The sequence below is a fragment of the Spirochaetota bacterium genome (assembly GCA_034190085.1).
Taxonomy (GTDB): Bacteria; Spirochaetota; UBA4802; order UBA4802; family JAFGDQ01; genus JAXHTS01.
In genome coordinates, this window is the sequence record JAXHTS010000071.1 from 135489 (window position 1) to 147659 (window position 12171).

Genomic DNA, 12171 nt, shown 5'->3' on the forward strand with positions numbered 1-12171 from the left:
GAGGGCAGATCGTGATTAAAGAAATTGATCAGTTTATGGATTATCTTGAGTGTGAAAAGGGTGCTGCGAATAAAACCCGCCAGGCCTACAATAGAGACCTAATTCAATTCTATAAATTCTTGATGAAAGATTATTGTAAGGATAAGGAAAATAATTATTATGATATTGATGTTGTGATAAGGGACGATGATGTCTTAGTTAATTCTATTGGCCAGGATGAGATTTCGGGATTTGTTGAATTCTGCTATGACATGGGATTGAAGAAAACATCTATATCAAGAAAGATAGCCTGTATAAAATCATTTTTTAAATTTCTATATAACAATGAATTGATAAACCTTAATCCCGCAATAAGAATCAATTTTCCAAAAGGAATAAAAAAAATACCAAGATTTTTATACCATGACAAGATTAGTGAATTGCTAAGTTTTGATTTAACAAATTTTTTAGACTTCAGGGATAGGGCCCTACTAGAGCTCTTTTACTCCTCTGGGGCAAGGGTATCAGAAATAGCCTCAGCTAATATTAAAAATCTTAATTTAAGCGATGGAACCCTAAAGGTCTTTGGAAAAGGTTCAGTAGATAGAGTGGTATTTTTAACTGACGATACATCAATATGGATGGAACGGTATCTCAAAAGGAGAGAGGTGGAGTTTGGAGAATTTACAGAACCCCTTTTTGTAAATAGCGCTGGGAAAAGGATCACTGTGAGGGGTATATTCTATATTGTTGATAAGAGAGCAAAGAGTGCTGGTATGATGGAGAGGGTATCACCTCATATGTTACGGCATAGTTTTGCTACTGAACTGATGAATCAAGGAGCTGATATTAGGGCTATCCAGGAGATGCTTGGGCACAAGAGCATTTCTGCTACTCAAGTTTATACACACACGACAAAGGAGAGATTAAAAAGTGTTTATGAAAAATATCATCCCCATGCCGAGGATGAGCTAAAGGAAATGGAATAACGTATTTCTATATTTTTCTGGAATTCTCTCTTTTCTCAAGAAATATCCAAAAATTAATTAATATTGATGCTGATATTATACACCATATCGTAAAGATTACACCAGGGATAGCGACCTCAGCTGAAAAATGCTGTAATGCAAGCACAACACCGAGACCAGCATTCTGCATCCCTATCTCAATTGAAAGGGTTTTCTTCCTCTTAAAATCTAATCTGCCAACTGCACCAGCATAATAGCCTAGTATCATCCCCACAAAATTATGAGATATCACAGCTATGAAGATAATCACAGTTGCCTTTCCAAGATTGGTCTTATTCGCCGCCACCACATAGGAACAAATGATTATTATGGAAGTTACTGAGATGGCGGGTGGTATTTCAGTAATCTTATTAACAAAATCGGTAAAATATTTTCTTACAACAAATCCTATAATAAGAGGTACCACAACTGTATATATTATTGTTAAAAACATTGACCCAAAGGGCACTGGAGTAATCTTACCGGCAAGGAGGAACGTTAAAAGAGGTGTAAGTATTGGACACAATAGCGTTGCTAGAGCAGTTAGTGAGACTGAGTATGCTGTGTCTCCATGAGAAAGATAAGTAATAATATTGCTTGTCATTGCGCCTGGAGCTGATCCGGTTAATATTAAACCAATGGTAAATTCATTTGGGAGATTGAATATACTAGCCGTAAGCAGTGCAAGAAGAGGCATTATTGTAAACTGACATAGATTGCCAAAAAGAATGATAAATGGAGTTTTGATAATATTTTTATAGTCCTCCTCAGTAATAACAAGGCCTATTCCAAACATAGTGACAGCAAAGAAAAAGTTTATATAGGGTTTTATTCTCACAAAGTCAGATGGGAAGAGGTAGGCTATAATAGCAAAAAAAACAACCCAGAGTGATAGATGATTATTGTAAAAATTTATAACGGATCGAATCATAAATTATCCTACCAATCAACAATTTCAAAACAACCATTCATTAATAAAGGCTGAAGTAAGTAGATTAAATAACATATGTTACTTCAAGAATTGTTTTGAAAAAGTCAACCAATTTGGTAATTTAGAGACTTATTGTGCTAACCTTCAATTACCTCATTACAAATCATAATGCTTATTAAATTAAGAATAATATTCTTAATTTTTTTTATATTTTCTTTACAATAACAATATATTTTTTTTATATTTTCCCTACATTATATTAAATATAAATCTTTTGTATTGGAGGTGAACATGCAAATATTTAGATTTATTTATTATTAGTAAAATAAAATATATCAAATAGGAGAAAGTAGTGATTTCAAGCAAGTATTTCATTTTTATAGTAGCTCTTATGATTTTTGTTAATCAAGGATTATTGCTAGCACAGAAAAAAGAAATTTCAAAAGAGATACCCATTCAACAAAAAAAAGAGCAGAGTCACAACATCGATCTATCTGGCAAAATTTATTTTAATTGGCATACTGCATATACTCAAGATGCCTATAATCAAAACACATTTGAAATTCAAAGGTTATACTTAACTTGGAAGGAAAAATTTAACGATATCTTCAGCGCAAAAGTAACCACAGATATTTCAAAGACTGAAAAAAATTGTGATGTTGTACTGGACTTTGATGACGATGGGATTATTGACCACACGATTAGTGACAACAGAACGCAGAAATATGAACTCAATGTCAAATATGCTTATCTGCAAACAGAACTCAAGCATGTTGAAAATATACATGATAAATTGAAAGCTAATGTAACAATTGGCATGATAGCTACGCCTATCATAGGCTTTATTGATAAGCAATCGGATGCGAGGTGGATTCATAAAAATTCTATCGATGATAGCAAAAAAATCGTTGGCAGTAATGTTTTTCATGGCAATATTGATCATTCTGCTGACCTTGGATTATCGGTTCAATTTGAAGCCATGAAAAAAGTAACCCTTATTGGCGCAATAACCAATGGAGAGGGTTATAAGGATGTTGATGAAGGAGATGATAATAATAAAGCCTATTATGGTAGACTAACAATTACACCAATCACACATCTGTATTTATCAGGCTTTTACAAAAGGGAGGGCACAGATGCAGGTAGACCGGAAGATTTCTATAGAGGATTTTATGGTGGTTGTGTATCATGGATGGATGATATAATAAAAGCTGGCATCCTTTACATAATACCTTTCGTCTATGAAGATGGCAGTGTGATGGAATATGATGATGGCGACAAGGCTGAGATGTATATTATGGATATTTGGCTAAATATTAACGTTAAATCCATTATTGACACCCCGCTATTCCTTTATGGAAGATATACATTAGGAGAAGATAAGGGTATAGATGAAAGCAGGGTATATTATTGGGGAACAGGCATTGGTTATGAATTCAATAGACATGTCCGGTTTATCGCTTATTATGATTCAAAAAAAGAAGAATCAGAAGATGATCCTGAGAATACGATATGGCTAAAATCTGAAATTAAGATTTAGCTCAAATTATAATGAACAAGAAAAAAATGGATTATCTTTTAATATATGTTAATTGATCAGTAATACCATATTCAATGAGCAATCTGATGCAAAAGCACAGAGGAGAGGATAGCAGAAGTTATCAACCTGATTGACTTTTCAGGGTGCAATAAGCAACCGTGATGGCTCTTTTTTATTAACCTACTTTAGATATTTTTTCTATTATGCATCGAAAGCTGTTCAGAAGATTTTCCATAAATGAGTGATCTTTGGGAATTTTGATTACTTTTAAACATACTCCATTTATTTCAATGCTGACTAGCACACATCTTTAGGAATAGTTAATCCTCATAGTCTGTATGTATACCAATACCCAAATATAGGGTTACCCCAGTCAATCTTGCTGTACATTTTGCGCCATACCTTGTTATCATAACTTCATGACCGGATTTTAACGTCTCCACTTCACCATAAAGATATTTCAACCCGATAAAGAACATCATAAAATGATCTTCTATCCCAACTTCGAAAATACTGTGTACAGCTAGAGTATCACCGCTATATTCCTTATCAAATAGTGAACTATATAGAGCCGGATGATCCTGGTCATATAATATCTCTACATCATACTCTGCCCAATATATTCCAGTTCCGATTCCTACAAGAACATAAGGCACATACTTAAGTGAATATTCCTTACAATATTTTTTGTAATATAAAGCACCATAAATATTAGTCACTGATAAATCTGACCGCATAAAGGATATTTCACCAAATTCACTCTTTATTGACGTATCAGTATTATCTATAATAGTGAAAGCTCCAGCTCCCAAACCAATCCCAAAACCGTAATTAGTAAAAAGACGTGTTTCAACTTCAATGCCTATATCAACATTATATTCATTGGTCGAATTCGCGACATAGCAATTATCACATATACCTACTTCATTCTGTAAATACTCAAGATATATATGAGCATAGTCATTTGTCCAATCCTTGACTTTAGGATTTCTTCTCCCGCCGATTCCAATATTAAATAGAAAAAATATATTCCAAGGGCTATCCATATGAGTAGTTATTTTAGATTCAGGTTCTAATGCAACGCTCTTATTATCAGATTTATCTGGGGTCTCATCATTGAGAGATGTAGTCCTTCCATCAGCATATACGATCTTCAGCAGATTGCCCCTGGGGTAATGTTCATAGGTTTTGTTTCCAACAGGATCATATGCAATATACTCATCAGTAATTTGAATGATTGAGCCTCTAATTATTTCGCCATCCTTTGTATAGATTTCATCCAACATTTTTTCTACATTGCCGTCATCATAAATTATCTTAAATATACTCTCCTTCGAAACTCTGTCAAATAGGATGTTACCCTCAGGTTTGATTTCAATATATACTCCAGCAACTCGAATTATGCGACATTTGATTATTTCACCATCTAATAAATAGATCTTATCATAGAAATCTACCTCTTTACCGCTACTATATACTATTTTAAGAACATCATTTCTTGATAATTCAATTAATTTGTTCTCATCTTCAGCATTATACTTTATTGCAGTTGCTGTCACTTCAGTGACTGTGCCATTTACTATATCTCCTTTGCTTAGATATATTTTGTCAGCCCATGTTATTGATGGAAAAAAAATAAACATCAATAAAAATATCTTTTTCATTATTTACTTCCAAATCTTTTTGATGTCTCAGAGAGTCTAATACTTCCTCAATACTGTATTTTGAAAATACACATCTCCAACAAATTCATCTTCAATACTGTTACAGTTAAATTATAAAAAATCTAACATCTTTAGCATTTCCTCAACTTGAAATAAAGTTGCACTCCTTTGGTTCTCATACTAAAGGTTAGACATGTATCATTAGAAGATGTATGGGCTTATAAGTTCGTATTTGAGAGATGGCACCTATAGGGTTTCAGAACACGTCCTTTTTGTACCATCGCTAAAGAAGTGTTTATAATACTATGATCATTATCAGAATCAGCATGACTCACTCTTCAGTGGTGTCTCTAGAGTATGTATAGGAGGAGTGTATATTTCCATACATTTAAGGAAAAAACTCAGAAAAGGCTGAGATCTAATCGGTCATTTCCAGAACCTTCCCCATAAGAGACTGAACAGATTCATTACTGGTAATGTTTTGCAGAGCCATCATCTTTGTTAAATCGCCCTTAACCTTGACTTTTCGTGTAGCCATTCCCTTCATAACAGCGGATAGATCATTCTCAAGAAGCACCTTGCGAGCTAAGTCATATGTAATAGTAATATTTGTAGCTGCAAGATCAGCCTTGCCCTGATAAATTGTACCACCCTTTAAGTGCAATTTCTTTTCCCCATCAGGTCCGCCAGTAACACGAATGTTTATTGTGAGTTTCATTAAATCTTCAGGAACGCCAAGGTCTCCGGCATCCTCACGTAGCCTTTTTACTTCTTGAAACCAATCATTAGATAAAAAGTGAAATCCCATAAAAGCACCTCCCACCCTATTTTATTGGATCAAAATGATCCATTTATTATCAAGAATATATATATTATCAATTTTCCTTAAATTATGGAGAATAAAGATTAGCTAACAGACCCTGACTTGACATGTTTTACCCTTGGATGGATTAAATTTAATGCTAGGGAAGTTTACTATTGAATGATAGATTATTACTCCAATCATCTAAGATTTACCGCGTCCACCAATCCCTTTAGTCTTCTTGGTTACTATTTTCTCCTTTTCCTTTGGTCTTAGACTTCTGCAAGCAGCTCCAGCCATCCACATCTCAGAGTCACGAATCTCAGCAAGTTCTTTATTCAATCTTTCCTTGTAGTCCTTCTCTCCGCAAACCTTGAGAACGCGCTCCGTCTCTTTGCCATTGATAACGCGTTTGTATAACTTTTTAAAAACTGGCATCACTGCCTTTTTAAACTTGGGCTTCCAGTCAAGCGCACCCCTCTGTGCTGTGGCTGAACAATTAGCATACATCCAGTCCATTCCATTCTCATCTACTAATCGAATGAGACTCTGTGTCAACTCCTCAACAGTTTCATTAAATGCCTCACTCGGGGAATGCCCATTTGCCCTTAAAACATCATACTGAGCCTCCATGATGCCTGCAAGCGCGCCCATAAGAACACCCCTCTCACCTGTAAGGTCACTATAAACCTCATTTTCAAATGTAGTTGGGAATAGATAACCAGAACCAATCCCTATTCCAATTGCCAAACAACGCTCTTCAGCCTTTTTTGTGTAATCCTGAAAAATGGCATAACTGGAATTTATTCCTTGACCAGATAAAAAATTTCGCCTAACCGATGTACCAGAGCCCTTGGGAGCAACCATGATTACATCCACATTCTCTGGAGGAACAATATTCGTCTGATCCCTATATACAATTGAAAAACCATGAGAAAAATAAATTGCATCGCCCTCATTAAGGTTTGCCTTGACTACTGGCCAAATCTTCATCTGCGCAGCATCATTTACCAATATCTGAATAATAGTACCCCTTTGGGTTGCTTCATCAATCTCAAAAAGATCCTTGCCAGGTTTCCATCCATCATTTACTGCCCTGTCCCAATCCTCTTTAAAAGCCTCTGATTGCCCAATGATTACATTAAAACCATTATCCTTAAGATTAAGACCCTGTGCTGGCCCCTGGACTCCATAACCAATAATTGCAATAGTCTCATTTTTTAATATTTTTCGTGCTTTGGGAAGTGAAAACTCCTTACGTGTAATAACAGTCTCTTTAATACCACCTATATCAATCTCAGCCATACTACTCTCCTTAAATGTTGTTACTCTTTCGCTACGTTATATTAATTTTGTGTAAATTATCTTTTTACATAAGTTTGGTGTCTCTTCCCTTCAATATGAGTTATTCACTATCTTCAATTGAAGGTCAGATATGTTTACACTTACTTCTTGAGGGGATATCATTTTTCAAGTAAAAAAAATAAAATAGTTAAAAAAAAGTCTATGCTATTTTTAAGGACTAAGCAATATCCAAATAAGTTGAATTTTATTATATCTGTCGGGGAAAAATAATTTCCAAAGGTGATATTTTATATGTTATGCATAGTATATCTAGTACTTATAGTATTTCTGTAACAATTACTAATCCTAATAGACTTAAGGAGGAAATAGAAAAATTGTTGACTCACTTTAATATTCCATGAATCATTATAATCATAAAAATATTGAGGAATTGGGATTGAAACAATAGCAATAATAGAATTTTTAAAATCATCCTGTGACAACTAATCTGATAATTCTATTCCGCAATTGTCATATAGCATTCCCGTACTCCTCTGCGAATAGAGGCCTTGACAGATGTGAAAGCAATCATGAATACCTTAATTCATACTCTGTCCTAGATTAACCCATGATTATATTAAACCACTATTCGAATATTAAATTCATACAACCTAGTTAATCTATCATCTGAAAGGCTGAATAAAACGTTGATAATGAGCATTGATAATTTATATCTATGGAAAAAAAATCACTCTATCCTAGCCCATTCCCTGACAGTTTACATAATCCTCATGTCCAAGTAGTAAGTGGAAAGGACGCTTATAAAAATACCATACAAGCGCTCTCTGATATTGACCTCACTACGATAAAGGGCAAAAAGGTCCTATTAAAACCCAACGCAGGCCGCATTGCAAATCCTGGATCTGGAATCACAACCAACCCACAGGTCGTGGCTGCAGCAATAGACACCTTTCATAAGGCAGGTGCCAGGGTAGCTGTTGGCGAAAGCCCAATAACAGGAGTCAATGTAATTGAGGCATTCGAGTCAAGCGGAATTGCTTCTGTGGTTCGCGAACGCAATTGCCCCTTATTAGATATGGATGTTGGTCAACCTGCTAAAACTGCTATTAGGGACGGAATTGTAATACAGTCAATCAAGGTGTGCTCAGTTGTATTCGATTATGATATAGTCGTGTCTATCCCTGTTATGAAGACCCATATGCATACTGGAGTCACCCTTGCTATTAAGAACATGAAAGGATGTCTATGGCGTCGCAGTAAGGTAGAGCTACACATGCTGTCCAGAATTGAGGGCATAGACGACATGCCTCTTGATATCGCAATTGCTGATATGTCATCAATTCTCCGTCCAAGTTTATCAATCATTGACGGCACAACAGGTATGGAGGGTTTGGGTCCAAGTGCCGGAGAGGCCAAAAGACTCGATGTAATCGTAACAGGAATTGATTCCTTTGCAGTAGATTCCATAGCATGCTCGCTCATGGGATTGGACGCAAATAAGGTGCCACATCTGCGAATTGGAGCTGAGCGTGGATATGGTGTGATCGATATCTCCAGGATAAAGGTAAGTCCAGATACATGGCGTGAATCATCCTCCCCTTTCAAACCACCCCCCTTAAACCTGTCAATACAATTTCCTGGCATCACTATTCTTGATGAACAATCATGCAGCGCATGCCAATCAACCCTGTTGTTGTTCCTGAAAAGGTATGGCGAGGAATTATTTGACTACTTCCCAGGGAAAGATAATCTAACCATTGCTATTGGCAAGGGACATAAGTCTGTCTCAAGCGAAACGCTCTGTATCGGTAATTGTGCGAATCAGCATAGGAATGATTGTATTTTTGTGCCGGGATGTCCGCCTGTAGCAAGCCAAATCCTCAAGGTTATTTCTACACAAAATCCCAAATCTAATCCGAAATAATTATGCTGTTTTAGTGAATAACGCACTGTTGGGTTGAATTATAATGTAAACAATATACTAATGCACCTAACCCCTAGGTGAATCCTTTGTTAAAAAGTATAATTCTTTAAACAAAGGTTAATTACTTATACCTCAATTGTGCAAAAATTTAAGCAGCAATACCTAAATTTTCTGAAATATATTTATATAATTTTTCTGTTGCCTTGTTATTTGATAGGCTTAAAGTATACTTCCCATTCGGTCGATTAACTATACCAGCTTTATATATCACAAGAAACCGAATTGTCTTAAATCTCAAATTTTTATACCATCTTGTAGATGCAATATTTCTCTTCTCTGTTTTACTGTATCCCATCGCATCAAGCTGAAATGAATTCATGAGATTATAACTCATCATGCTAATTTGTTGAAATGTACTATTTGCATTAAAGGATGAAGAAGGCAACTTATCATAAGCAAAATCACTCTTTAACTCACCTATTGCTTTCTCTTGAGCAGACCTCCCTGACATAAACCTTATAATATTCTTTGCTTTAAGTTTGATATTTGTACATACTACTAAATATTCATAATCAATATTATCAGGAGAAAAAAGATCAAGCTGAAGCCCTTTTACTTTCTTCTTCTTGGGAACCTCCATCCTTATGAATAAAAATAATCTGTCACGATCCCAACTAGCAAGTTTAATCTTTTTATAAAAATACAATGTCTTCGAGTCAAGCCTTCTCCAGTTCCGTCTGGAAATAATTTTGTTCTTGAAGACCGGATATCTGTAAAAAGGAACTTTCGACGCATATTCTAAACCTTGAAGTTCATACATTTTAAGGTTTTTGTCGCTAAAAAATGCTCCATCATGCCTTATTCGAAGCCTTACTCTACCGCCAAGCATAAACTTCAAACTTGTTATAAATTCTTCTATGAATTCAGTTGAACCATTGCTGTCGTGTACATTACCAGAGCGGTTCTTTATCTTTATAAAATGTCCTGTTTGTGCAAGGTAAGCTGTCAGTGGAAAATAACTATATACTCCCCTTTTTATTGGATTGTATCCTTTGCCGCTTAGCTCAGGATTCCCTCGACTGCTCACAACTGTACCATCAATATCAATAGTAAGTGTCGTCAGACCTAATTTCTTTATTTGTTCAACTAGTAGTACAGAATTCAACTCAATGAAACTCTTTAATGCGTCATCTGTAAAGTATTTCAGAAACCTTGCAATCGAATAACGACTCGAAAGCCTATCCAACTCACATAATCGTTTAACTAAAGGATCATCTTTTATATATTCTATATTTGATACTCTTTCAACTCCAAAAATAATCATCGTAATGAGCAAGAGAATCATTTTGTGAACAGGGTAATCTCCTTGATAACCGATGTTCTTCATCCTGGCTTTGATGCTTTCCTTTAATCTAATTATTCGGTAATATCTTTTTATCAGTTCCAATCCCGAATAGCTTGTTAAATCTTGTCTTATAAATTTTATTCCTAAATTACTGTTGACTCTTGATCCTATTTCTGATTTCTTTAACCTCATAATAAATGGCCTTTATCCTTTGTGTGGTTTCGTTTGATAAATCTCCATATTTCAGGATAATGGCCATTCTTCAACTATAATCGATATTCAAATAATATTATTTTGCACAATTGAGGTTATATTTATTATCCTATAAATGCATTTTAATAAAATCTAATTGACATAATCAGAAAATATCATTAATCAATAACCCACCTATATTGAGTGGTGTAATCATATACCTCCATAACACACCCATCATCCGTCATGCTGTGATTATAATAAACTAACCAAGTATTACTCATTTATTATCTGGGAAACCAATGATTATTGAAAGCCTTCTTGATACAGACCTTTATAAATTTACAATGCAGCAGGTTGTCCTTCATAGATTTCCTGGCATAGATGTTGAATATGCCTTTAAGTGCAGAAACAATGGAATAGATTTTTCACCATATTTAGAAGAGATAAACAGAGAGGTTGACCATCTATGCTCCCTGACCTTCATGGAAGAAGAACTTGAATTCCTCAATGGATTGAGGTATATAAAGAAGGATTTTGTCGATTTCCTTAGAATCTTTCGCTTGAACAGGGATTTTGTTGATATAAATTGTATTAACAATGAGCTAGAAATTGCTATTAAAGGCCCTTGGCTTCATTCAATACTCTTTGAAGTACCTATCCTAGCAATAATTAACGAAATATATTACAGAAATACTAATCCTGTACCTGGTTATGAAAAGGCAAGATATTACCTGAAAGAAAAAATTCAAATTGTCAAAGAAAACAGCCATATAGTCTTTTTTTCTGACTTTGGGACAAGGAGACGGCGCTCAAAGAGTTGGCATCAAGAGATCATAGAAGGGATCATAACGGAGATTCCAAATAATTTCAGTGGAACTAGCAATGTACTCTTAGCATCGAAATATGGGATTACCCCTATCGGAACGATGGCTCACGAATTTCTTCAGGCTTGTCAGGCTATTGATGTAAGGCTTATAGATAGCCAGAGATTCGCGCTTGAAAACTGGGCACAGGAATACAGGGGAGACCTTGGAATAGCCCTGTCTGATGTATTGGGTATGGATGTATTTTTACGGGATTTTGATCTCTATTTTTGCAAGCTCTTTGACGGCGTAAGACATGACTCAGGAGATCCATATGTGTGGTGTGATAAATTGATTGCTCACTACAGAAAGATGAGGATCGATCCAAAGACAAAGGTGGCTGTATTCAGCGATGGGCTTGATTTTAAAAAGGCGCGGGATATTGCGCTGAGATACCATGATTCGATAAATGTGGCTTTTGGCATAGGCACAAATCTTACCAATGATTTTGGAAATGAACCTCTTCAGATTGTAATCAAGATGGTAAGGTGTAATGGACAACCTGTAGTGAAGCTGAGTGACTCGCCAGGAAAAAGTATGTGTGATGATGAATCCTATGTTGAGTATATAAAAAAAATTTTCAGGATAACCTAATAGTTGTTAAAGCTTGATTGTA

At 35.3% G+C, this 12171-nt stretch carries 9 protein-coding genes; 4 read left to right on the top strand and 5 right to left on the bottom strand.

Annotated features, from left to right (window positions below):
* Positions 1–11: 11 nt before the first annotated feature.
* Positions 12–968: a tyrosine-type recombinase/integrase gene (locus SVZ03_14375; GenBank protein MDY6935397.1), complete on the top strand. Its 957-nt coding sequence runs from the start codon at positions 12–14 to the stop codon at positions 966–968.
* A 7-nt stretch (positions 969–975) separates the two neighbouring features.
* Here the strand turns inward: SVZ03_14375 and SVZ03_14380 are convergent, their stop codons facing one another.
* On the bottom strand, positions 976–1917 hold the full coding sequence (locus tag SVZ03_14380; protein ID MDY6935398.1) for a bile acid:sodium symporter family protein: 942 nt from the start codon (positions 1915–1917) through the stop codon (positions 976–978).
* A gap of 352 nt (positions 1918–2269) precedes the next feature.
* On the opposite strand from SVZ03_14380, the gene SVZ03_14385 reads away from it, so the two are divergent.
* Positions 2270–3457, top strand: coding sequence for a hypothetical protein (locus tag SVZ03_14385; protein ID MDY6935399.1), 1188 nt, complete (start codon positions 2270–2272; stop codon positions 3455–3457).
* Positions 3458–3777: 320 nt separating this feature from the next.
* On the opposite strand, the gene SVZ03_14390 is transcribed toward SVZ03_14385, so the two are convergent.
* The 3 genes from SVZ03_14390 to ilvC form a co-directional block, all read right to left on the bottom strand.
* Positions 3778–5121, bottom strand: a complete 1344-nt coding sequence (locus SVZ03_14390; GenBank protein MDY6935400.1) for a hypothetical protein — start codon at positions 5119–5121, stop codon at positions 3778–3780.
* A gap of 418 nt (positions 5122–5539) precedes the next feature.
* Entirely contained in the window at positions 5540–5929 is a 390-nt protein-coding gene (locus tag SVZ03_14395) for an SCP2 sterol-binding domain-containing protein (GenBank protein ID MDY6935401.1), read from the bottom strand.
* A gap of 198 nt (positions 5930–6127) precedes the next feature.
* Entirely contained in the window at positions 6128–7228 is a 1101-nt protein-coding gene (ilvC, locus tag SVZ03_14400) for a ketol-acid reductoisomerase (protein ID MDY6935402.1), read from the bottom strand.
* Between the two features lie 715 nt (positions 7229–7943).
* Here ilvC and SVZ03_14405 point away from each other — a divergent pair.
* Positions 7944–9152 carry a DUF362 domain-containing protein gene (locus SVZ03_14405; GenBank protein MDY6935403.1) on the top strand — a complete coding sequence of 403 codons (1209 nt, stop codon included), beginning with the start codon at positions 7944–7946 and terminating at the stop codon, positions 9150–9152.
* 148 nt (positions 9153–9300) lie between these two features.
* Here SVZ03_14405 and SVZ03_14410 read toward each other — a convergent pair whose 3' ends face one another.
* Positions 9301–10689 (bottom strand): IS1380 family transposase, encoded by a 1389-nt coding sequence (locus tag SVZ03_14410; GenBank protein ID MDY6935404.1) that lies wholly within the window; start codon positions 10687–10689, stop codon positions 9301–9303.
* A 302-nt stretch (positions 10690–10991) separates the two neighbouring features.
* Between SVZ03_14410 and pncB the strand changes: the two genes are divergently transcribed.
* Positions 10992–12149 carry a nicotinate phosphoribosyltransferase gene (gene pncB, locus SVZ03_14415; GenBank protein MDY6935405.1) on the top strand — a complete coding sequence of 386 codons (1158 nt, stop codon included), beginning with the start codon at positions 10992–10994 and terminating at the stop codon, positions 12147–12149.
* Positions 12150–12171: the final 22 nt, after the last annotated feature.

Coding starts and splice junctions, on each gene's coding strand:
- SVZ03_14410 (MDY6935404.1), bottom strand. CDS start 10,689: ATGAGGTTAAAGAAATCAGAAATAGGATCAAGAGTCAACAGTAATTTA.
- SVZ03_14390 (MDY6935400.1), bottom strand. CDS start 5,121: ATGAAAAAGATATTTTTATTGATGTTTATTTTTTTTCCATCAATAACA.
- pncB (MDY6935405.1), top strand. CDS start 10,992: ATGATTATTGAAAGCCTTCTTGATACAGACCTTTATAAATTTACAATG.
- SVZ03_14405 (MDY6935403.1), top strand. CDS start 7,944: ATGGAAAAAAAATCACTCTATCCTAGCCCATTCCCTGACAGTTTACAT.
- SVZ03_14395 (MDY6935401.1), bottom strand. CDS start 5,929: ATGGGATTTCACTTTTTATCTAATGATTGGTTTCAAGAAGTAAAAAGG.
- ilvC (MDY6935402.1), bottom strand. CDS start 7,228: ATGGCTGAGATTGATATAGGTGGTATTAAAGAGACTGTTATTACACGT.
- SVZ03_14380 (MDY6935398.1), bottom strand. CDS start 1,917: ATGATTCGATCCGTTATAAATTTTTACAATAATCATCTATCACTCTGG.